Source organism: Pseudoalteromonas sp. 1_2015MBL_MicDiv, assembly GCF_002407505.1.
Lineage (GTDB): Bacteria > Pseudomonadota > Gammaproteobacteria > Enterobacterales > Alteromonadaceae > Pseudoalteromonas > Pseudoalteromonas fuliginea.
On sequence record NZ_CP012737.1, the window covers coordinates 971,380 to 994,643 of the forward strand.

The 23,264-nt window shown below is 39.6% G+C and carries 22 protein-coding genes and 2 pseudogenes; 18 read left to right on the forward strand and 6 right to left on the reverse strand.

The window, feature by feature from the left end; all coding sequences use genetic code 11:
* Positions 1–50: 50 nt before the first annotated feature.
* On the reverse strand, positions 51–1,499 hold the full coding sequence (locus AOR04_RS04295) for a dihydrolipoyl dehydrogenase (protein ID WP_096792635.1): 1,449 nt from the start codon (positions 1,497–1,499) through the stop codon (positions 51–53).
* A gap of 54 nt (positions 1,500–1,553) precedes the next feature.
* Positions 1,554–2,282, reverse strand: a complete 729-nt coding sequence (locus AOR04_RS04300; protein WP_096792636.1) for a glutathione peroxidase — start codon at positions 2,280–2,282, stop codon at positions 1,554–1,556.
* Positions 2,283–2,394: 112 nt separating this feature from the next.
* On the opposite strand from AOR04_RS04300, the gene AOR04_RS04305 reads away from it, so the two are divergent.
* On the forward strand, positions 2,395–3,297 hold the full coding sequence (locus AOR04_RS04305) for a LysR substrate-binding domain-containing protein (protein WP_007378718.1): 903 nt from the start codon (positions 2,395–2,397) through the stop codon (positions 3,295–3,297).
* On the opposite strand, the gene AOR04_RS04310 is transcribed toward AOR04_RS04305, so the two are convergent.
* Positions 3,294–4,487, reverse strand: coding sequence for a flagellar assembly protein FlgT (locus tag AOR04_RS04310; protein ID WP_033040956.1), 1,194 nt, complete (start codon positions 4,485–4,487; stop codon positions 3,294–3,296). The two genes, AOR04_RS04305 and AOR04_RS04310, sit on opposite strands and share 4 nt — an antisense overlap.
* A 130-nt stretch (positions 4,488–4,617) precedes the next feature.
* On the opposite strand from AOR04_RS04310, the gene AOR04_RS04315 reads away from it, so the two are divergent.
* Entirely contained in the window at positions 4,618–5,076 is a 459-nt protein-coding gene (locus AOR04_RS04315; RefSeq protein ID WP_007378716.1) for an LPP20 family lipoprotein, read from the forward strand.
* 45 nt (positions 5,077–5,121) lie between these two features.
* Here the strand turns inward: AOR04_RS04315 and flgN are convergent, their stop codons facing one another.
* From flgN to flgA, 3 genes are all read right to left on the reverse strand, one after another.
* Positions 5,122–5,553: a flagellar export chaperone FlgN gene (gene flgN, locus AOR04_RS04320; RefSeq protein ID WP_096792637.1), complete on the reverse strand. Its 432-nt coding sequence runs from the start codon at positions 5,551–5,553 to the stop codon at positions 5,122–5,124.
* Positions 5,546–5,866 (reverse strand): flagellar biosynthesis anti-sigma factor FlgM, encoded by a 321-nt coding sequence (gene flgM, locus AOR04_RS04325; protein ID WP_007378714.1) that lies wholly within the window; start codon positions 5,864–5,866, stop codon positions 5,546–5,548. Before flgM ends, flgN begins: the two co-directional genes overlap by 8 nt.
* A gap of 76 nt (positions 5,867–5,942) precedes the next feature.
* On the reverse strand, positions 5,943–6,650 hold the full coding sequence (gene flgA, locus AOR04_RS04330; RefSeq protein WP_007378713.1) for a flagellar basal body P-ring formation chaperone FlgA: 708 nt from the start codon (positions 6,648–6,650) through the stop codon (positions 5,943–5,945).
* Positions 6,651–6,791: 141 nt separating this feature from the next.
* On the opposite strand from flgA, the gene AOR04_RS04335 reads away from it, so the two are divergent.
* The 16 genes and pseudogenes from AOR04_RS04335 (at position 6,792) to AOR04_RS22120 (ending at position 23,165) form a co-directional block, all read left to right on the forward strand.
* Positions 6,792–7,724 carry a chemotaxis protein gene (locus AOR04_RS04335; protein WP_007378712.1) on the forward strand — a complete coding sequence of 311 codons (933 nt, stop codon included), beginning with the start codon at positions 6,792–6,794 and terminating at the stop codon, positions 7,722–7,724.
* 20 nt (positions 7,725–7,744) lie between these two features.
* On the forward strand, positions 7,745–8,578 hold the full coding sequence (locus tag AOR04_RS04340; RefSeq protein ID WP_007378711.1) for a CheR family methyltransferase: 834 nt from the start codon (positions 7,745–7,747) through the stop codon (positions 8,576–8,578).
* Between the two features lie 142 nt (positions 8,579–8,720).
* Positions 8,721–9,128 (forward strand): flagellar basal body rod protein FlgB, encoded by a 408-nt coding sequence (flgB, locus tag AOR04_RS04345; RefSeq protein ID WP_007378710.1) that lies wholly within the window; start codon positions 8,721–8,723, stop codon positions 9,126–9,128.
* Positions 9,129–9,133: 5 nt separating this feature from the next.
* Complete coding sequence (flgC, locus tag AOR04_RS04350; RefSeq protein ID WP_007378709.1) at positions 9,134–9,565, forward strand: flagellar basal body rod protein FlgC; 432 nt, start codon at positions 9,134–9,136, stop codon at positions 9,563–9,565.
* A 13-nt stretch (positions 9,566–9,578) separates the two neighbouring features.
* Positions 9,579–10,259 (forward strand): flagellar hook assembly protein FlgD, encoded by a 681-nt coding sequence (locus AOR04_RS04355; RefSeq protein ID WP_007378708.1) that lies wholly within the window; start codon positions 9,579–9,581, stop codon positions 10,257–10,259.
* 59 nt (positions 10,260–10,318) lie between these two features.
* Positions 10,319–11,689, forward strand: coding sequence for a flagellar hook protein FlgE (flgE, locus tag AOR04_RS04360; RefSeq protein ID WP_096792638.1), 1,371 nt, complete (start codon positions 10,319–10,321; stop codon positions 11,687–11,689).
* 192 nt (positions 11,690–11,881) lie between these two features.
* On the forward strand, positions 11,882–12,625 hold the full coding sequence (locus tag AOR04_RS04365) for a flagellar basal body rod protein FlgF (RefSeq protein WP_007378706.1): 744 nt from the start codon (positions 11,882–11,884) through the stop codon (positions 12,623–12,625).
* A gap of 21 nt (positions 12,626–12,646) precedes the next feature.
* Positions 12,647–13,435 carry a flagellar basal-body rod protein FlgG gene (gene flgG / locus AOR04_RS04370; protein ID WP_007378705.1) on the forward strand — a complete coding sequence of 263 codons (789 nt, stop codon included), beginning with the start codon at positions 12,647–12,649 and terminating at the stop codon, positions 13,433–13,435.
* Positions 13,436–13,451: 16 nt separating this feature from the next.
* Positions 13,452–14,135, forward strand: a complete 684-nt coding sequence (flgH, locus tag AOR04_RS04375) for a flagellar basal body L-ring protein FlgH (RefSeq protein WP_007378704.1) — start codon at positions 13,452–13,454, stop codon at positions 14,133–14,135.
* Positions 14,136–14,147: 12 nt separating this feature from the next.
* A complete protein-coding gene (locus AOR04_RS04380; protein ID WP_007378703.1) occupies positions 14,148–15,242 on the forward strand; it encodes a flagellar basal body P-ring protein FlgI in 1,095 nt (364 codons plus the stop codon).
* Positions 15,243–15,374: 132 nt separating this feature from the next.
* Positions 15,375–16,370 carry a flagellar assembly peptidoglycan hydrolase FlgJ gene (gene flgJ / locus AOR04_RS04385; RefSeq protein WP_007378701.1) on the forward strand — a complete coding sequence of 332 codons (996 nt, stop codon included), beginning with the start codon at positions 15,375–15,377 and terminating at the stop codon, positions 16,368–16,370.
* A gap of 1 nt (position 16,371) precedes the next feature.
* Positions 16,372–18,386: pseudogene (flgK, locus tag AOR04_RS04390) on the forward strand (flagellar hook-associated protein FlgK).
* A gap of 2 nt (positions 18,387–18,388) precedes the next feature.
* Positions 18,389–19,657 (forward strand): flagellar hook-associated protein FlgL, encoded by a 1,269-nt coding sequence (gene flgL, locus AOR04_RS04395; protein ID WP_007378699.1) that lies wholly within the window; start codon positions 18,389–18,391, stop codon positions 19,655–19,657.
* Positions 19,658–19,886: 229 nt separating this feature from the next.
* Positions 19,887–21,377 (forward strand): flagellin, encoded by a 1,491-nt coding sequence (locus tag AOR04_RS04400; protein WP_007378698.1) that lies wholly within the window; start codon positions 19,887–19,889, stop codon positions 21,375–21,377.
* A 252-nt stretch (positions 21,378–21,629) separates the two neighbouring features.
* Positions 21,630–21,989, forward strand: a pseudogene (locus AOR04_RS22115) (flagellin N-terminal helical domain-containing protein); the annotation flags it as partial.
* A 495-nt stretch (positions 21,990–22,484) separates the two neighbouring features.
* On the forward strand, positions 22,485–23,165 hold the full coding sequence (locus AOR04_RS22120) for a flagellin (protein WP_442960151.1): 681 nt from the start codon (positions 22,485–22,487) through the stop codon (positions 23,163–23,165).
* Positions 23,166–23,264: the final 99 nt, after the last annotated feature.

Below are 23,264 nucleotides of genomic sequence, written 5' to 3' on the forward strand. Positions count from 1 at the left end.
CAAAGTAAATACTTTGGCCTTTGTTAGCAAGTGTATGTGCAATGAGCAGTTTATGCGCCTGGGCCACATTCCATACATGAGTTTACAATGTCTGGGCCAAATTTAAGTTTGGCGTTTAAGTCGCGAAGGGCGGTACGTAACCCTTCTTCAATTACTGGGTGGTAAAATGGCATATCAAGCATTTGTGGTACGGTCATTTTGTTTTGTACAGCCCAAGCTAATAAGTGAGCGATGTGTTCGGCTTGTGGGCCAATAAATTCTGCACCTAAAAATAAGCCTGTACCTTGCTCTGCATATACACGCATATGACCTTTGTTTTTAAGCATTACTCGGCTACGGCCTTGGTTTTCAAAGCTGACTTCGCCTACTTCAAAACAACCGCATGGGCCTAATCGGTCAGTAATTTGCTTGTAGCTTTCGCCTACCATTGCTATTTGTGGGTCGCTAAATACAGCTGCAATTTTAGCTCTGCGCAGACCTATACGCACATCTGGAAAGCGCCCTGCATTTTGACCCGCAATAGCACCTTGGTCAGATGCTTCGTGTAGCAGTGGTAGCATGTTGCTGGCATCGCCTGCTATAAATATGTTCGACTCACCACATTGCATTGTGTGTGTGTCTGCGTGCGGTACGCCGCGTTCATCAAGTTCAATACCGGTGTTTTCAAGGCCTAGTTTATCTACGTTAGGTACTCGGCCTGTGGCTGCAAGTACGTAGTCAAACTGTTCGGTGTGTTTTTCACCTTGTTTGTCGGTATAAGTTAGCTGTGCTTTGTCGCCAACTTGCGTCATGTCAGATACGTTTGAGTCGGTATCTACAAAAAATTCTTCAGCAAAAACGGTATTTGCGTAGTCTTTTACGACTGGGTCTGTAAGTGGACCAATTGCGCCGCCTACACCAAATAGTTTTACATTTACGCCTAGTCGGCTAAGTGCTTGGCCAATTTCAAGACCTATTACACCAGGGCCAAATACAGCGACTGATTCTGGTAGGTCATCCCAATCAAATACGTCGTCGTTTATAATAAGTTTGTCGCCAAAGTTATTAAATACGCTAGGGTATGAAGGGCGTGAACCGGTTGCAATTACAAAGCGTTTTGCTGTAATAATTGTGTGGTCGTCTATTTGTACGCGGTTTGTGCCTAAAAATTTAGCGTAACCACGAATCTTATCACCGTCTGGTAATTCATCTACGGCTTCTACTACGAATCCTACAAAACGATCTCGTTCACTTTTTACGCGTGCCATAACTGCTTTGCCGTCAATGACTGGCTTTGAGCTATGCACACCAAATGCAGGAGCCATTTCAATTGCGTGTGCGGCTTCGGCGGCTGCAATCAATAATTTACTAGGCATACAACCAACACGTGCGCATGTTGTGCCATATGGGCCTGATTCAATCATTAATACATTTTGTGTGAACTGTTTAGCATTACGATAAGCACTTAAACCTGCTGTACCTGCGCCTATAACAACAACATCGGTTTGCAATTCTTTCATAGTAGGTATCCTTTATTAAACAGGGGCAATAGGCCCCTGTTAATTTTTACTTAATTAAGCAAAGTATTTTTCTAAATCGTCTGAGCCGCCAATGTGTTTACCACCAATAAATATTTGTGGAACAGTATCACGACCAGATACAGCTTTAAGGCTTGTTAGTGATGCGCCTGCACCCATAACAATCTCTTCATAGGCGAAACCTTTTTCTGCAAGTAGATCTTTCGCTTTTTTACAGAAAGGGCAGCCAGGTTTAGTAAAGATGCTTACTGGTTCTGGTTTAGCTTGCTTAGGGTTGATGTAGTCAAGCATTGTGTCTGCGTCAGATACTTCAAACGGGTCGCCTGGTAAATCTGGTTCGATGAACATTTTGTCAATTACACCATCTTTAACCAGCATAGAGTATCTCCAGCTGCGCTTACCAAAGCCTAGGTCATTTTTGTCTACTAACATGCCCATGCCGTCAGTAAATTCGCCGTTGCCATCTGGTAATAAAGTAATGTTTTGCGCTTCTTGATGCTCAGCCCATGCGTTCATTACAAAGGTGTCGTTTACTGATAAACATACAATTTCGTCAACGCCGTTTTGCTTAAGTACGCCTGCTAATTCGTTGTAACGCGGTAAGTGAGTTGATGAACATGTTGGTGTAAATGCACCTGGTAGTGAAAACACTACAACCGTTTTACCTTTAAAAATGTCATCTGTTGTTACTGATTTCCATTCGTTATTTTCACGAGTTGCAAATGTAACACTTGGGATAGTTTGACCTTCGATATTGTTTAACATAGTTTATGTTCCTCTTGATTTGTTGATAGACATTATGGTGAATAATTAAATATAGTTCCAATCGTTTGTTTGTATTAAACTGATAGCTATAAACTATCAGGTGGAGCTGAATATGAACTTAAAAGATTTCGAATATGTAAAAGCAATCGCGCACTATAAACATTTTCGTAAAGCTGCTGATGCCTGTTTTGTTAGCCAGCCTACATTAAGTGGGCAAGTAAAAAAACTTGAACAAGAGCTGGGTGTTGTTTTATTTGATCGTTCCACCAAGCAAGTTACTCTTACGAGTAAAGGCGCTCGTTTATTGGCGCAAATAGAGCTGATTTTAGAGCAAACACAAATACTGAAAGAATTAGCCGCGACATCAAATGAACCCCTGCAAGGCAAATTAACCATTGGTATAATTCCTACCATTGCGCCTTACTTGTTGCCTGCGTTATTAACATCAATGAAAGCGGCATTTATTGATAGTCAGTTTTCGTTTATTGAGATGCAAACAGCAACAATTTTAGAAGCTTTAAATAATGGCGAACTCGACTTTGCTATTTTAGCCGATGTGCCAGAACTTATTAATTATCATACGGTTGCTCTATACAAAGAAGATTTTTTAGTGGCGGTATCACAAGATAACGCGCTTTCTAAGCATAAAAAAGTGGCGTTAAGCGACCTTCAAGGATGCAGCCTACTAATGTTAAGTGATGGCCATTGCTTTAAAGATCAAGCCCAAAAGTTTTGTTTTTCTGCAGGAGTCGATGTATCTAATCAGTATAAAGGTAATAGTTTAGAAACATTATTAGCGTTAGTGGCCATGGATGACGGTATTACATTTGTACCAAAGCTTGCTTGCACAGAGCGGGCGGGTATTGACTACATGCCTATATTTCCTAATCAGCAGCGTAATGTGGTATTTGCATGCAGAAAGCATTATCCGCATTTATCTGGTGTAGAACAATTGGGCGAGTGGTTGTCTGCTCACCCTAATTTAAAAGCTAAATTAACTAAAAAGGTTAATTAAAAATCTTGGCTGATTATTTCTACTACATCGTTTATTTGCACGCCTGGTAGCGGTTTGTCATCAATACTTACCGCAATGGCACTTTGTTGATAAAGCTGTTCAACGCGAATGGTGTTAAGTGTGGTTACTTTATGCGGCATGATATTACCCGCTGCATCCGTTAAGTAATTATGATGTGCAATGCTGAGCAGTTGGCCTTTTTGTAAACCGTGTGCTTTACCTAAATTTAAGACTATTTTGCTGTTTTCAATGTGCATTATTTTACCTTGCGTTGGTAAACACGCCATTGCAGCTTGTATGTCGTAACTTAAAGAGTGATTTATTTCACTTATACTTTGCCCAAAAGGTGATTGCCAAAATCTATCACTGTTTACATCAATTATGGCTGTTTTTTCGAATGGCCAAATTGCTTGGCTTTGATAGCTATTTTGCCAAAGTTGCTCGTACGTTGTGCCATCAAACAATGTTAATTCTATTTGGTAGCTACGCTGGTAGCTTTCATCTTGCCAAAACGCATATTCACTATTGAGTTTATTACTGGTCGATAGGTTTGTTATTTGGCTTAATAAAACATATTGAGCGTTGCTGCGAGTTGCAATTTCTTCTAACTGAGCAGTGGAGTAATCATGTTGTTGAGTAAAATATTTATCAACTTTGATAGCGTTTTTGTAATAGGCAACAGGTATTGCACTCATTTTTGATTTTTGCAGCGCCGAAAAAATATTTTTGCTAACCGCTTTATCTATGTCAAAAATTTGACCCATTTTTGCTTGCTCGCGATGATTAAGCTGGCTTTGGGTTACAGCTAAAAATTTATTAAAGCTGTTTTGCGGGCATTGTTCTGTTTGAGCGAAAATGTCTAAGCGCAGTGTGATTGCAAATTTATCGTCGTATTTATTTTCGCTTATAAGCTCAATTTTTTGAATTTCACCGTGACTACTAATTTTAAGTTGATCTTGCATTAACACGCCATCTACCAAGGTTTGCACTGAGCTTACTCTTGCGCCTGAAAATACTAAAGCTTGGGTTATTGCGTCTTTTATAGCGGCAGATTTGGCTGCGCTCATATCCCCATTTTGAACAAGTGCGTGCCCAGTCGATTCATACCACTGCGCTTTTGTGAAAGGTGAAAACGTTAATAAAGCAGTTGCGCTTAATCCTACAAATACTGATGATAAAAACGATTTCATACACTTACTCCAATTAAACTTTAGCTAGTAGTGTGTTTAGAGCAAGGACTATACCAACGTTGTTTTTAATACTATAAATGGCATTAAACGTGCATATAGTTACATAATTAGTTTATTAGGACGATGTACAATGCGAGCAATATCATTATCTATCACACTAGGGTGCTTAGCACTAAGTGGTTGCAGTAGCGTGTTTGATAAACATGTTGAATATAAATATGTAGCGCCAAATAATTACCCTATTATAAAAGCGATTGGTTATGCGCCTATCAGCTTGCAAAAGGGCGTTAACAGTTCGCAAAAGCAACTAATGGCTATTAAAGCGTCAAAGCTGGAGGCTTATCGAGAATTAACAGAACAAGTTTACGGGCAAAAAATTACCGCCGGAACTACTGTTGCAGGCTCAATAGCGCAAGATGACTATTTACAAAGTAAAGTGCAGGGGATTATAAAAGGGGCGCAAGTAATTAAAACGTATGCTGTAGATGATACTTATGTAACTGAGCTTGAATTAAATATGAAACGTGTTCACGATTTATATATAGGTGAAGTTAAGCCTCGAGAAGTAAAGAAAGTAACGTATTACTAAATTTATTTAATTAGGGATGATGACTTTTTATTATACCCAATCAATTTAGGCTTTTAGGTTACGTACAAGTTGGCTGTTGGTGTTTACTTCGCCACCGGCTTGATCGTATGTAGTTGAGGAAGGAGCACCAATTAAAATCTCTTTCAATTGTTTAACACTCAATTGTGCTTGATGCGCCGCATGTGCATTTACATCATTTTGTTTTTTACATTTTTCAAGCTTACTACGCACAATGGAAATTAAATCAGGAACTTCATCTGACAGTTCGTCGTTATTAGCAATGAGTTTATTTAATTCTTTATCAAGAGAATTTAACTTAGTTAAAAAAGGCATTTTTTGTTGAGCAATTTCTTTCAAACCTTCGCCACGTCGAGACGCAATCGCGGTCAGCTCATCATCTAATAAGGTGGCTAATGAATCTAAGCATTTTTCTTGCTCGTTCAGCTTGACGATAATTAAACTGTTATGATCAGCCATATACGTCAAACTCGAAACTAGCTAAGTTTTTAGCTAACTTTTCATTGTCAATTTGGTACTTACCTTCAGTAATTGCTTTTTTTAGTTCTGAAACTTTATCACTGTCGAAACCAGACGATTGCTGCGCTTTTTCTTGCAACGTTTTTAATTCTTTCGCTTGCGGCGTTAGACTTACTGAGTCACTGGCGGCCTTAGGTGAAGCAGACTGAAGTGATTGCGTATTTACATTATCTCTTTGTAAATCAACTTTTTGTTGCTTAGTATTAGCTAAAGCAGCAGTTTGTTGATTACCTGAATTAACTTGACTGACCATAATAATAAACCTGTATATTACCCAACTTATGCCAACATATCGGCACCTACGAAGAATACTTTAGCATAATTTTGAATTAAATGTTTACCTGCACCGACTCTACACCATCCACTCGTGCATTTAAAACTTTACCCGTTTTTTTGTTTTTAACACGTATTTGTTCTCCAATTGTTCCGTCCTCTAAAGCAACTCCCGTTGTCTTTATTTTCAACCCTCTAAGGTTAGCTAAAATGTTTACAGAATCACCTTTGCACACCATACATATTTGGTTAAGTAATATAGGCATCCCGCTTCTTATGTTGCGTTTACTCCTACTTCCAATAAGTATTTCTGGGTTATCTAAATACTGCATTCTAACAAAATGTGTTGGTTTCATTTCAATACTTAAGTGAGAACTTGTTATTACTTCACCTCGCACTAAATTTGCGTTAGCGATCACAACAGGTGCCATTTCAACTATTCTTACATGCACGTACTGAGACCAATTTTGAGTATCGTTACATTTTATTTGTAATGTAACTTGTCGATTAAATGGCGGCTCACTTGGGATTAGTAACTCGAGCGCATTTTGACAGGTTCGATCAGGAATACGACTATCAAGTGGTAAAGCACTTAATTGTATTTTAGTATTTTCTGTAGAACCAATCTGATCGGCGACATAACTTATTGCGATCTCTTGTAATAAATCTTTATTAAAGACTTTTGCGTGCAGGGGTAAAGCGAAGCTGAGGCTAGCAACAAAATAAAAAACACTGTATCTTCTGACTTTTTTTAACAAACTCATAATGTTTCGACTATGCTTATGGTTTCAAACAGGGTATAAATATTTTGCGTCAAAAAGAAGACGCTCCCGTGATGTTATGTAAGCTTTATAAATAGAAAGCAATTATCATTCCGTATTATTTGTTTTCTTTAGGAGATTTGAATGGCAGGCATTTTAGACTCAGTAAACCAGCGCACCCAGTTGGTTGGGCAGAACCGCCTAGAATTACTATTATTTAAGCTCAGGGGTCGGCAGCGTTTTGGTATAAACGTATTTAAGGTGAGGGAAGTATTACAATGCCCTCCACTAACAAGTATGCCAAAGTCAAACGCCTATATTCGTGGTGTTGCACATATTCGCGGCCAGACTATTTCGGTGATAGATCTTTCTATGGCCGTGGGTGGGCGACCAATAGAAAACATAACAGACAGTTTTATTATCATTGCTGAATATAACCGCTCAGTGCAAGGTTTTTTAGTGGGTGGGGTAGAGCGTATTGTTAATATGAATTGGGAAAAAATAATGCCGCCTCCATCAGGTGCTGGCCGATATTCATATTTAACCGCTGTAACCGAAATCGAAAATGAACTGGTCGAAATATTAGACGTAGAAAAGATTCTTAACGAAATTTGCCCTGTAAACACAGAAGTAAGTGCTGATGTAGCAGCTAGCGGCGATATTCAAAAAGACTTGGGTGAGCGAATTGTGTTTATTGCTGATGATTCAGCTGTTGCGCGTAACCAAGTTAAACGTGCGCTAGAGCCACTTGGTGTTCAAACTGAGTTAGCTAAAAATGGTAAAGAAGCCTTAATAAGGTTAAAAGAAATAGCTGAATTAGATTGTAAAGACAATATTACCGAACGTGTCGCTTTACTTATATCTGATGTTGAAATGCCTGAAATGGATGGCTATACGTTAACGGCAGAAATTAAAGCAGATCCTAAACTCGCCCCTTTACATGTTATTTTACATACTTCATTGAGTGGTGTTTTTAATCAGGCGATGATTGAAAAAGTAGGGGCTGATGACTTTATTGCAAAATTTAACCCAGATGAACTAGCAACTGCTGTGAAAAAATGGGTTCATTGTGATTAATAAAAATAGGTGTTACTAATTTGAATAATAAAGATTTGCAGCAAAGTGAATACGATCAGTTTCGTTCGTTTTTGGAGCAGCAATGCGGGATCGTTTTAGGTGAAAATAAACAATATTTGGTGAAAAGCCGACTTGCGCCGTTAATGACTCGATTTAATGTAGAATCTTTATCAGAGCTGGTTAGCAAAACGCTGGGTCCTCATGAGCGACAGCTTCGAGCTGCGGTTGTAGACGCAATGACTACGAATGAAACGTTGTGGTTTAGAGATCAATACCCGTTTGAATTGCTTCAAAATAAGCTTTTCCCGGAATTTAAGGAGCTAAGAAGACCACTAAAAATTTGGTCGGCAGCGAGTTCTTCTGGTCAAGAACCATACTCTATTTCAATGTCTGTTGCTGAGTTTCAAGCAAAGCAACCTAATGTGTTACGGATGGGGGCGCAAATTATTGGCACTGATATCTCTAATACGATGCTTGATATGTGTAAAAATGGTGAATACGATGCATTGGCTTTAGCAAGAGGTCTTTCTGCTGAGCGCCGTAAAAAGTTTTTTAAAGATAGCGGCAATGGTATGGCTCAAGTAAATGATTCGATAAAAAAGCAAGTTAGCTTTAGGCATTTAAATCTACTTGATTCTTACGCACTTATGGGTAAATTCGATATTATATTTTGTCGAAATGTACTTATATATTTTGCCCCAGAAGTAAAAGCTAAAATTATTAGTCAATTTGCTCAAGCGCTGAATCCTAAAGGTTACTTATTTTTGGGTGCATCAGAGTCAATGACAGGCTTAAGCAGTGAATTTGACATGGTACGATGCAACCCTGGCATTATTTATCAAAAAAAGCTGTAATAGTAACTCCTTCCCTATATAAATGACGCGCCTAGCGTCATTTTTCTTTTTAATACATACCCTTATATAAATAATCACCACTCTAGTATTAATGGCGTATTTTTTGCTTTATTCAAGGTAAGTCAATTTTTTGGAGATGGTTATGGCTATCAGTTTTGATAAGGCATTAGGTGTGCATCCGCAGGCTATGTTGATCCGTTCACAACGAGCAGAAGTAATTGCAACTAATATTGCGAATGCTGATACGCCGGGCTACAAAGCAAAAGATATTGATTTTGCCTCTGCATTAAAAGCGGCAAGATCAAACCAGCAAAGCGGCAATACAATGGTACGAACTAACGATAAACACATCGGTGGTGGTACTCGTAGTATGGATGATTCAGAATTATTTCGCTTACCAAATCAAGCAGATACGGGCGATGGTAACTCGGTTGATATACAAGTGGAACGAAACTTGTATACACAGAATGCTATGGAGTATCAGGCCAGCTTGCAATTTTTAAGCAGCAGATTTAAAGGTCTGAATAAAGCACTCGGTAGTCAAGGATAAAAATTATGAGTTTATATAATGTATTTGATATTGCAGGTTCAGGTATGAGCGCACAAAATGTACGCTTAAATACCACCGCAAGTAATATTTCTAATGCGAATACGATTAGTTCTTCTCAAGACAAAACATACCGAGCGCGACAACCTGTATTTGCTGCTGAACTTACCAAAGCTTCAGCATCGGCAAGTAATCAACAGGGCTCCGCCGTTGGCGTTAAAGTTTTAGGCATTGTTGAAAGCAGTGCTCCATTACAGATTGAGTATAATCCAAATCACCCGAGTGCGGATGAAAATGGCTATATTTATAAACCCAACGTTAATGTTGTTGAGGAGATGGCTAATATGATTTCTGCCTCTCGCTCTTATGAAACAAACGTGCAAGTTGCAGATGCAGCTAAGCAAATGTTAAGTAAAACACTGCTGCTAGGTCAGCGGTAACCGAGGGTAGGTTATGAATAACGATATAAGTACATCTTCATCCTATTTAGACTCAATCCGTTGGCAAGAGCAGCAAGTAGCTAGCAGCGAAGATGAGAGTGACGCGTTAACACAAGAAGATTTTTTCTCGTTGTTGACGCAGCAATTATCGTATCAAGATCCCAGTAACCCTGCGGACAATGATCAAATGATTGCGCAAATGACTAGTTTTACTATGGCGCAAGGCATTACAGATTTAAATACTAACTTTGAATCTTTAGCCTCTTCGATGACGTCTAATTCTGCATTACAAGCCTCAACGCTTGTTGGTAAGCAGGCTTTACTAGAGTCAAATACCCTTGATTTAAATGAAACGGGTGATGCTAGAGGCTCAGCAGTAGCAGAAGAAGCTATGGATAACCTTAAAATCAAAGTAACTGACGAATCAGGTCAATTAGTAAGAACGATTGATATGGGTTCTCAGGCAGCTGGAGCAATTCGCTTTGCTTGGGATGGTAACAACGAAGCCGGCGAACGTTTACCTGAAGGTGAATACACAATAACAGCTGAAGGAAGTACTAACGGTGAATTTTCAAGTTTACCCGTTGCTACTTTTAAGAACATTGAAAGTGTAAATATTAACGGCTCAAGTGGCATTATTATTAACACTAAAGAAGGTGCGGTTAGGCTGACGGATGTCGCAGAAATCGCATAATTAATTTTAGTATTTTTTGCCTGCCAGCAGGCTTCAGATTGATAGGTTAGAGGTGAATTATGAGCTTCAATATTGCATTAACAGGCCTTGCTGCCGCGCAAAAAGATTTAGATGTAACAGCAAATAATATTGCGAACGTCAATACTACCGGTTTTAAAGAGTCACGCGCAGAGTTTGCCGATGTTTATGCATCGTCAGTATTTAGCGCAGGTAGGACTAAAAATGGTGATGGTGTGCAAACGACGATGGTTGCACAGCAGTTTCACCAAGGATCACTGCAGTTTACTAATAACTCTTTAGATTTAGCTATTACAGGTGAAGGTTATTTTGCGATGACCGATGATATTTCATCGCAAGATTTAACCTATACTCGTGCCGGTGCATTTAAATTAAACCAAGATAATTTTATGGTTGACGCTAAGGGTAATTTCTTACAAGCATTCCCTGTAGATTCATCAACCGGTGATACAACATCAGTGAGTTTGAGTACGACAAACCCAGTTCAAATACCAGATTCATCAGGTTCGCCTCGTGCTACAGAAAATGTATTCTTATCGTTCAATTTAGATGCTACAGCTGATGCACCGGGTATAGATTTTGATCCTACATCCAATGGTACTTATAACTCATCTACATCAACGACAGTTTATGACTCGTTAGGTGAGCCGCATATATTGCAATACTTTTTTGTAAAAGAACCTGACGCAGCTTCAGGTGGTACAGATAATAGCTGGAATGTGTATGCGACACTTGATGGAAAGGTAGTTGATGGAACTTCGGGCGCAGAACAAACCACGACCCCTTATGCACCGATCACAACTCTTGGTTTTGATTCAAGTGGTTTACCTGCAACGACAGGCGGAGTAGCAAATACAAACCTAACCACTTTTGATGAGATAAACCTACCTGCTGGTGCTGGTACTGGTTTATCTACAATGCTTGATAATGGTGCTACATTCCCAGGCACAGGTATTGAGCTTAATTGGCGTGATGAAAACAATACGGCAGGACGTATACCAACACAGTATTCAAGTGGTTTTGAAGTTAAAGCACTTGATCAAGATGGTTCGACTGTTGGTCGTTTAGCTGGAATTGATATTGGCACCGACGGTAAACTAGTTGCTTCATACAGTAACGGTGATTCAACATACCTTGGCCAGATAGCTATGGTTCGCTTTCCTAATTCGCAAGGTTTATCACAAATAGGCGACACAAGTTGGAAGCAAAGTATTGACTCAGGTGAGCCTGTTGCAGGTGAGGCAGGGTCAGGTACATTTGGTAGTATTAACTCATCAGCACTTGAGCAATCAAATACTAATTTAACTAATGAGCTTGTCGATTTAATCACAGCTCAACGTAATTACCAAGCTAACTCGCGAGCGCTTGAAGTTAACTCAACAATCCAGCAAAGTATTTTGCAGATTCGATAATTTAAATTTAATTAAATATTTTAGGCTGCATTTTGCAGCCTTTTTTATTTTAGCCTCTAAACCAAAACCAATGGTTACAGTAAGTGGCTATCATTTCTATTGTTTGTTTCATCACTCTAATGTTACGTAAACTCTAATCTGGCATCTATTTTGCATTTGTTAAGTTAGAGATTTTTAATGTGAGTCGATGTTATGGACAAAATGGTCTACATTGCGGCCTCAGGTGCTAAACAGAGCCTGCAGGGCCTTGCCCTTAAAGCCAATAATTTGGCGAATGCCAATACGACAGGCTTTAAATCAGACTTTGCTCAAGCACGTTCTATGCAAGCGTTTGGTGAAGGGCTGCCAACACGTGTATTTTCGATGCAAGAACGTCCGGGTTCAAACATGACATCGGGTGGCATAGTTGAAACAGGCAGAGATTTAGATATCGCAATGAGCGATAACGCATGGCTGAGTGTGCAAGATGCGTCGGGTAATGAAGCTTACACTAAAGTAGGCACGCTCAATATCACAGCAGAAGGCATGCTGGTAACAAGTCATGGACGTCAAGTTATTGGCGAAGGTGGTCCAATTATACTGCCTGTACCAATTGAAAAGGTTGAATTTAGTCAAGATGGTGCTATTCAGGTTCGTCCGCAAGGCGCCCCAGCAAATTTTTTAGAAGAAGTTGATCGCTTAAGAGTCGTTGAGGCTGATAATTCACAACTTGAAAAAGGTAATGATGGCTTATTTAGACCAAAACCAAATCAAGTTGTTGATACTTCCGCTAATGTAAAAGTATTGAGTGGAACCTTAGAAATGTCGAATGTAAACCCCGTTCATGAAATGGTCGATATGATAAGTCATCAACGCCAATTTGAATTACAAGTCAAACTGATGAAAACAGCTGAAGAAATTGACGAACGTCAAGATCAGCTGTTGCGCATAGTTTAACTTTAAAATGAGGACACTATTATGAATCCTGCATTGTGGATCAGCAAAACAGGGCTTGATGCTCAACAAACCGATATTTCGGTTATTTCAAATAATTTAGCGAATGCCAGTACGGTTGGTTACAAAAAAAGCCGCGCTATATTTGAAGATTTACTTTATCAAAATATTAATCAGCCAGGTGGTCGTTCATCGCAAGACACTGAAATGCCATCAGGCCTAATGTTAGGTGCGGGTGCAAAAGTTGTAGCCAACCAAAAAGAGTTTACGCAAGGTAACATGTTAACCACCGAAAACTCACTAGATTGGATGATTTCCGGCGAAGGTTTTTTTGAAGTGCTGCAGCCAGATGGCAATATTGCCTATTCGCGCAATGGCCAGTTTACCACCGATGGTGATGGACGAATTGTTACATCGGGTGCTGGTTATGTTATTCAGCCAGAAATGAATGTCCCCGAAGATGCTCAATCGATTACTGTTTCGCAAGACGGAGAAGTATCTGTTCGTGTTGCAGGTCAAGCCGATAACGTAGTTATTGGTCAGATCACCATTAGTGACTTCATTAATCCATCGGGTCTTGAGCCGATTGGTCAAAACCTTTATACCGAAACAGCTGTAAGTGGTGCTCCAGTGCAGGGTAATCCTGGTGTTGAGGGGCTTGGTAGTATTATTCAAGGCTCACTTGAAACATCAAACGTAAATGTCACAGAAGAGCTGGTAAATCTTATCGAAACTCAACGTATTTATGAAATGAATTCAAAAGTAATTTCAGCCGTCGACGAAATGATGAGTTATATCAATCAGCAACTATAAGGTTTAGGGGCAGAATATGCGTAATATTATGTTATTTGCGGCAGGCACTCTATTTTTAAGTGGATGTGTATCAACACAAAATAGTGAAATAGTGCAAGACGATCCTTACTATGCGCCAATGTACCCAGAACCAAATATAGAACCTGTTGTAGCAACAGGCTCTTTATTTAACACGAATGTGTCGAACGATTTATACGCGGACAGAAAAGCTCTGCGTACCGGCGATATCATTACGGTTAAATTGCAAGAATCTACCCAAGCTACAAAAGCGGCAAAAACAGAAACAGATAAGCAATCTGACACGAGCCTTGACCCTGTAATTGGTTTGGGGGGACTTCCTGTTAATATCGGTGGCGACAGTATTCAATTTGGAATTGGCAGTGATTCATCGTTTTCTGGTGACTCTAAATCAAATCAATCAAATAGTTTATTTGGCAATATATCGGTTAATGTGATGCGTGTTTTACCAAACGGTAACTTAGTTATTCGAGGTGAAAAATGGTTAACTCTTAATACAGGCGAAGAGTTTATTCGCTTAGAAGGGTTGGTGCGCCCGCAAGATGTTGGCTCAGATAATACGGTTGAATCAAACCGAATAGCTAATGCACGGATTCAATATTCAGGTAAAGGGCAAACCCAAGAAGCACAAAGTGCTGGTTGGTTAACGCGCTTTTTTAGTAGCTCGCTCTTTCCTTTTTAGAGGACATTCAATATGAATGTATTTAAGTTTTTTTGTTTAATTGTTTTGCTGGGATGCCAATTTTCGGCACATGCAGAGCGTATTAAAGATATCTCTATGGTTGAAGGTGTGCGTTCTAACCAATTAGTGGGTTACGGGTTAGTTGTTGGCTTACCTGGGACTGGCGAGCAAAGTAAGTTTACCCAACAGAGTTTCAAGGGCATGTTAAGTAATTTTGGTATTACACTGCCGGCTAATTTAAGCCCTAAAATTAAAAATGTGGCTGCTGTTGCTGTGCATGCAGAGTTACCTGCGTTCAGAAAACCAGGACAAACAATTGATATTACCGTGTCGTCTATTGGCAGCGCCGGTAGTTTGCGCGGTGGTACTTTAATTCAAACATTTTTAAAAGGTGTTGATGGGAATGTATACGCTATAGCACAAGGTAGCCTTATTGTTGGCGGCTTAGGAGCTGAGGGGTTGGATGGCAGCAAGGTTGTTATAAATACACCCACCGTCGGTCGAATTCCCAATGGTGCTACTGTTGAACGTGCCGTTAAAAGTCCATTTATGCAAAGCGACTATATTACTTTTAATTTAAATCGCCCAGATTTTACAACAGCGAAACGTTTAGAAAGTACGATAAACGACTTAGTTGGTCCCAATAGCGCACAAGCTATTGATGCTGCATCTATTCGTGTTATTGCCCCAAGAGATGCATCACAACGTGTATCGTATTTATCAACACTTGAAAACTTAGAGTTTACCCCTGCGGATAACGCAGCAAAAATTATTGTTAACTCTCGTACGGGGACGATTGTAATTGGGAAAAATGTAAAACTACAGCCAGCCGCGATTACTCATGGTGGTTTAACTGTGACGATTACCGAGCAACAAAATGTATCTCAGCCTAATGCATTAAGTGAAGGTGAAACCGCCGTTACGAATCAAAGTATCATTGATGTGAATCAGGATGATTCTCGTGCATTTGTATTTAATCCTGGTGTTAGCTTGGACGATTTAGTCAGAGCAATCAATGAAGTTGGTGCTGCACCAGGTGATTTGATGGCTATTCTTGAAGCGCTTAAAGAGGCTGGTGCAATAAACGGTCAACTAGTTGTTATTTAGTATTTAAACACGCCCTAGTAACATTTTTACTAGGGCAAAATCATTCCCTCGCAATATATCTAATTTAAAGTTAGTCAACTGGCTCAATTTTTGCATTTTAATTGCATTACTCATTATTGTGTCAAAAAGCTGATGGAAACAAATCATCTCGATAAGCAAAACTTTTTTGATTTAGGCAACTTAGATTCACTTCGTAAAGAAGCCTTAACCAGTGGTGATTCATCGACTGATGCATCAAAGGCTGCGCTAAAAAAAGCCGCTGCACAATTTGAAGCAATTTTCACTCAAATGTTACTTAAAAGTATGCGCAAGGCAAACGAAGCATTTGAGGACAAAGAAAGCCCATTTAATTCCAGTGGGGTTAAGTTCTTTGAAGAAATGCACGATCAACAATTATCGACAGAACTATCATCAAATGGTTCTTTAGGCCTTGCAGACTTAATCGTTCAACAGTTATCCCCTGATGGTAAAAATTTTATGCCCGGATCTGTTTTGAGAACAACAGCGGACTTTTTAAGTGATAAGCGAGTGGGCTCAGAGCTTCCTCATGAAAATAATAATAAATCAGTAGAGCCTGTAAGTACGAACATGAACATGGATATTACAGAATCAAAAATAGAGACTCCGGTATTTGAATCGGCTGAAGAGTTTGTTAGCTCTGTGTGGGAACACGCTAAAACGGCAGCAAAGAAAATTGGTTTAAACCCGGCTGTAATGGTTGCGCAAGCAGCGCTTGAGACTGGTTGGGGTAAACATATCATTAATAAAAGTGATGGTAACAGTTCAAATAACTTATTTAATATTAAATCAGATAAAAGCTGGGAAGGTGAAAAAGCCAGTAAAGTCACACTCGAATTTGAGCAAGGTACAGCGGTCAAAAAGAAAGCAAACTTTAGGGCGTACGACTCAATAAAAGAAAGTGTAAATGACTTTGTTGATTTTTTGACACAAAACCCACGCTACCAAGAAGCATTACAAAATACAGCAAAGCCAAGCGACTTTTTAGATTCGTTACAAAAAGCGGGTTATGCAACCGATCCAAATTACGCTAGCAAAATAAAACAAGTACTCAATAGTGCAGAATTAAAAGATATTGCAGCAAACGCGATTCGCCAAGGAGTAAAGTAACATGTCGTATGATTTATTGAGTATTGCCAGTTCAGGAGTCAGAGCTAGTTCTGAGTTACTGCAAACGACAAGTAAAAACATTGCCAATGTAAATACAGAAGGCTATGTACGCGAGCGCACAGAATTTACTACCATGGTAGATAATCAGGTAGGTAGGGGTGAAACCTACCGTTTGCTAAACCAATTTGCTCAAGAACAGCTAAACAGAGATACATCTAATAAATCATTTTTTGATCAGTTTGTAACAGAGGCAAATAGGGTTGATACCTTATTTTCAGAGGAAGCAAATAGCTTATCTACAGGCATAAATTCGTTATTTAATAACGTGCAAGAGGCACTCAATCAACCATCATCAACGGTAGCTCGTTCTTTAGTTATTACTGATGCACAAAGCTTAATTGATCAAATGGATAGACTCTCAGGTATTGTCTTTGATCAGCAAAGTATAGTGAATGAACAATTAGAAATATTTTCAGAGGAAGCCAATACGCTAATCCAAAGTATTAGCGCTTTAAATAAAGATATAGCTGCTGTAAATGGAACGAATAATGCTGCTGATGCAAGTTCAACTTTTAACGAACGTGACAAAGCAATACGTGATTTATCCGAACTTATAGATATAGAAACACTTGATGGACCAAATGGTGAAAAGCTTGTGTTTATGGGTACAGGAGAAGCCGTTGTTATGCAAAATGGTTCGTTTAATTTGTTTTCTATGAGAGGCGACCCCGATCCTAGTTTTAAAGAGCTAACGTTAGATGTTAACGGTGGCAAAGCTGTGCCACTTGAAATTGATACGAGCAAATTAAAAGGTAAAATTGGCGGTTTACTTGCTTTTAGAGACGATATTTTAGTGCCGGCGCAAAATCAAATCGGTCAAATGGGACTGGCTATTGCAGATGCATTTAACGAACAAAATAAATTAGGCATGAATGCAAATGGTGAGTTGGGGGGGATATTTTTACCATACCAACAGAAAATGCATTTGCTTATCAAGATAATACTGGTGGTGTTACAAACATGACCGCAACGGTTGAGCCAGGCAAAGGTAGTGAATTACCTGCCAGTAACTTCATTATTACCTATACCGCTAATCCGAACGAAGTAAGTATTCAGGCAATTGATAATAAAGGGGAGCCTATTGGCAACCCATCACTTGCAGATACAACCAGTGGAGTGATTGATTCATCATCAATTACCAGTGGCGAGTCCTTTGGACTGCAAATAACAGTTGCTGGTACAGGTGCTACTGGTGATCAATTTCAAGTTAAGCTAAATTCTCAAGCCGCTTCTAGCATATCGCTTGCAACCGGACGTGGTGATGACCTTGCGTTAGCGTCGCCAATTAGAACTGCGAACGATATAAATAATATAGGCACAGGCACGATATCAGCAGGTACAGTTAGTAGTGTTACCTCAGGTGGTTTTACATCAACTACACCACCTGCCTTAGCGAATGGCGATATCACAATTGTTAAAGCAGCGGGTACTAATGATTACCTTATTAGTGATGGTAATGGCGCTAATGTAGCTGTGACGATAGCGCCGCCGGGTGAAAATGTTTTAGCTGGCCTTGGTGCTCCTTATGACTCATACGGTTTTGACTTTGATATAGAGGGTACACCGGCAACAGGCGATACATTTACGCTGGAGTTTAACGAAGGTGGATTTGACGATAACCGTAATGGTTTAAAGTTGGCTGATTTGCAAAATGGTGAGTTGGTACGTCAAAATGTTGTCACAACAACGACGGCAGATAACCATAAAACATTTAATCAAGCCTATGCTGGTATGGTTAGCGATATTGGTGTGGTAACTGGACAAGCTATTACGAGTGGAGCTGCATTCGATGCTCTCGCACAGCAGTCTGAAGCTTGGTATGAATCATTATCGGGAGTAAATCTCGATGAAGAAGCCGCAAATTTATTGCGTTTTCAACAGTCTTATGCCGCTTCAGCACAGGTTTTAGCTGCTGCGCGTTCAATTTTCGACACTTTACTTAGTGCTGCGAGGTAATCATGCGTTTATCAAATAATTTAATGTATCAAAGCAGTATTAATAAAATACTGGATGGGCAACAAGGTGTCGCAAATGCGCAAGAACGCGTTAATACAGGGCAAAAATATTTAACAACGTCTGAAGCGCCTGCAGATATTTCACAGGCAATGTTATATTCAAATAAAATACAAACCAATGAGCAATATACAAAAAATATTAATCAGCTTAGTGGTCGTCTCGAAACAGAAGAAAGCGTTTTAAAAAGTATTAATACCAGTATTCAAGAAGCGCAATCTCTAGCATTACAAGCGGGTAATGGCGCTTATACTAAAGACGATTTGAAGTCGATTGCATCCGAGCTAAGTGGTATTCAGCAAACGCTTGCTAATTTAATGAATACCCGCTCCGAAGATGGGAAATTTATATTTTCAGGTTATCAAGATAGCACCCAACCTTATCAGTTTGACTCAACGCTAGGTGAATACACTTATAATGGCGATCAAGGTGTCCATCAAATAACGATAGCTGAAGGTGTATCAATTAAATCGAGTGATAACGGTTTTGATACATTTGAAAAAACAGCAGCACGCTTAGATGTAGACTCAAACACGGCTTCAATTCCTACTACAGTCCCTGCTAATAACATCACCGCAGGTACAGTATATGTTGATGGTCAAACTGAATTTGATCGATTTCATCAATCTAATTACAATGCAGATCCAGCAGCGCCAGCAACAGCAAATACTTATAATGTTGTGATTACAGCTGGGGCAACGCCAACTGATCCTGATCAATACGAAATTCAACGTGATGGCGTGTCTCTTTCTCCTCAAGTGATAGGTGATATTACCGATGAACCAATAGATTTTGCAGGAATGAAAATTGAATTTGAAGGTACAGCACCTGGTCAGCTTGATTTTAGCCTTGAAAAACCGGAGAAAGAAAACGTACTTAATACGTTGCAAGCACTTATTACAGGTTTGAATGATGGCACACTTGAAGGAGACGACTTTCAACAAGTATTAGCCGATGGTGTTGTTCAGCTACAAAATGCCAGTGAACAAGTGGTTTTCACGCAGGCAAGTTTAGGCGGAAGAATGGTTGCGCTTGAACTCGTAACCGACACTAACTTAGCGCTTGATATTCAAAATAAAAGTAATAGATCTAGTTTAATTGAGGTGGATCAGGCTGCTGCTATTAGCGAGCTCACTAAGCAAGAAACCGCACTGCAAGTATCTCAAGCAACCTTTGGGCGTTTATCTAACCTTTCATTGTTCGACTACCTTTAACCAGAAATATTTTGCCGCTTTACTTATTTTAAAGCGGCAAAAAATTGTCGCTTCAAGTTACTTTTTAAATTCAACTTTAAATTTCAATTATAAACCATTAAAAACAGTGACTTAAACTTGTTTTAAAGTTGGCACAGTAAATGCTTTTATAATAATAAGAAATTATCGAATAGTGGTTCCTGTTAAAACGTGTTGAACCACACTCTGCTTAAACCTAGGAGATGGTAAAATGGCATTAACAGTAAATACTAATGTGTCGTCATTAAACGCACAACGTAACTTAAATAAATCAGGCGAAGGCTTAGCAACTTCAATGCAACGTTTATCATCAGGTATGCGTATTAATAGCGCAAAAGATGATGCTGCCGGTCTGCAAATTTCAAACCGACTTACGTCGCAAATAAATGGTTTGTCAGTAGCCCAGCGAAATGCCAACGATGGTATTTCAATGGCACAAACCGCTGAAGGTGCGATGAGTGAGTCAACAAGTATTTTACAGCGTATGCGTGAACTTGCATTGCAATCAGCTAATGGTTCAAACTCGCCAGAAGATCGTGAGGCACTGCAAAAAGAAGTATCAGCACTTCAAGTTGAATTGACACGTATTGCAGATACAACCTCGTTTGGTGGTCAACAATTACTAGATGGTGCTTACGGTAGTAAAACCTTCCAAGTAGGTGCTAACGCTAATGAAACGATTAATGTATCGCTTTCAAGTGTTGCAGCTGAGAAAATTGGCGCAAATCAAACGAATTTGCAATCAGCGACTACTGTGGATGGTTTTGGTCAAGTAAATGAAACGGGTACCGGTACGCTTGCCGCTAGTGTAATTGCATATGGTAACTTGGCAATTTCTGGTCGAGAAGATTCTACGGTCACTATTCCAAATGGTGCCAGTGCAGAAGAAGCTGCTGATTTAATAAATCAAGTAACGGGTGCTACAGGTGTTTCGGCACAAGCAAGATCTGAAGCTCAGCTTGATATTACCGGCACGCAAACAGCAGCAGGCGAACCTGTAAGCTTTGAGCTAAATGGCGAAAAAGTCTCGTTTGTTGCAACAGGTACTGCAACCGGTGATGAGCAGGCAATGGCAGAAGCTATTAATAGCAGAACTGATGAGCATGGTGTTACAGCAACCATTGATAATGGTGTTTTATCTGTTTCAAATAATAATGGCGCAGATATTGAAATCGTTGGATTTGCCGGAGACGCAGGCTCAACCTTAGATATAACTCCTCAAGGCTATAACGAAGGTTCTGCCGGTGATGTTGTGGTACTGACTACTGGTGCGACAGACTCTGCCAGAATAGCCGGTGCTATCCAATTAAATTCATCAGATATATTTACTACAACAGGTAGTACTTCTGTGGATGAGGTTGCGACTAAAGTGACTAGTTCTTTAGAAAATGCAGCTGATATTGATATTACAAGTCAAAAAGGTTCACAAGATGCTTTATCGGTAATTGATAACGCGATTGCCAATATTGACTCACAACGTGCCAGCTTGGGTGCAGTACAAAACCGCTTTAGCCATACAATTAGTAACTTGGCAAATATTTCTGAGAATGTATCTGCATCACGTAGTCGAATTCAAGATACTGACTTTGCAACAGAAACAGCGCAAATGACTAAAAATCAGATATTACAACAGGCGGGTACATCAATCTTGTCGCAAGCTAACCAAGTGCCTCAAGCCGCAATTAGTTTATTAGGTGGTTAATTAAACTAACAATAGTTTTTGTTATATTAAAAGCGCATTTATTGCGCTTTTATGCTTTATAGTATTTGGGTTTCATATTAATTAATATTTAAATCAGGTGGTTAGCCTTTTTTTGGTCGTTTTTTAAATAAAAGCTAAAGGTATTTTGTTTCCTGCCGTTAACTTAATCAGTAAGGGGCTTGTACATAAATTTGTTACGGCTCTTGGTTAAATCAAAACAGTACTTTTACGAAAGTAATCAGGAGTTTTATTATGATTTCAGTAAACACAAATGTATCTTCATTAAACGCACAACGTAACCTATCTCAATCAGGTTCTGACTTAGCGACATCAATGGAGCGTTTATCATCGGGTATGCGTATTAACAGCGCGAAAGATGATGCGGCAGGCCTACAAATTTCAAATCGTTTAACATCACAAGTAAATGGTTTAGGCGTAGCGCAAAGAAATGCAAACGACGGTATTTCAATGGCGCAAACAGCTGAAGGCGCGATGAGTGAGTCTACAAGTATTTTACAACGTATGCGTGAATTAGCACTACAATCAGCGAATGGTTCAAATTCATCAGAAGACCGTGAAGCGCTACAAAAAGAAGTATCAGCTTTATCAACAGAGCTAACACGTATTTCAGATACGACTTCGTTTGGTGGTCAGCAATTATTGAACGGCAGCTTCGGTTCGAAATCATTCCAAATTGGTGCAAATGCAAACGAAACAATTAACGTATCACTGTCTAGTGTAGCGGCAGAAAAAATTGGTTCTAACCAAGTAGATTTACAAGGTGGTACTGCTAACGAAGGTTTTGGTACTGCGACAGCTGCAGCTGCTTCTACCGCTGCGGCAAGTACAAATGCAGGCGGTACATATGATATCTCTGGACGTAATGACGCTCAAGTTACTATTGCTGCAGGCGCTAGCGCAGAAGATACAGCTGCTGCAATTAACAGTGTAACGAGCTCTACAGGTGTTAGTGCGCAAGCTAGAACAGAGGCCACGGTAGTTGTTGGTGGTGCTGCAACAGTTTCTGGCGAGACGGTTAGTTTTGAGCTTAACGACGAGAAGGTTTCATACGTAGCTACAGGTAATGCAGATGGCGACCAGCAAGCAATGGCTGAAGCTATTAATGGTGCAACTGATGAACATGGCGTAACAGCGAGTATTGAAAACGGTGTATTATCAGTATCTAATAATACGGGTGCAGATATAACGTTAGAAGGTTATGCAACAGCAGATGCTGCTGGTGCTCCTGTAGCGAGTACATTATCAGTGACAGCTCTGTCTTATGCCGGTGTTGAAGATGATGGCGGAACGGGTACGGCTGTCCCTGTTGTACTAACAAGTGGTGTAGCTGGTACTGCGACTGACTCAACACGAATTTCAGGTGGTATTCAATTAAACTCTTCAGAAACATTTAGCGTAGAGGCGTCTGATGATTCACTAGCTGGTGTAATCACAGAAACAACAAGTAAGCTAAATGATGTTGCTGATGTTGATATTACAAGCCAAAAAGGCTCGCAAGATGCGCTAGCAGTTATTGATAACGCGATTGCAAACATCGACTCACAACGAGCGAGCTTAGGTGCGGTTCAAAATCGTTTTAACCACACAATAAGTAACTTAGCGAATATATCAGAGAACGTATCTGCATCACGTAGCCGAATTCAAGATACTGACTTTGCAACAGAAACAGCAGAAATGACGAAAAACCAAATATTGCAACAAGCAGGTACATCAATCTTGTCGCAAGCGAATCAGTTACCGCAAACAGCGCTTAGCCTATTAGGTTAATTGAAATAAGGTATTAGCTACCTCTTTAATTTAGCGAATACCAATAATAATTTAAAAAGGAGATGACTTTGGTCATCTCCTTTTTATTTAGCTTTTAAT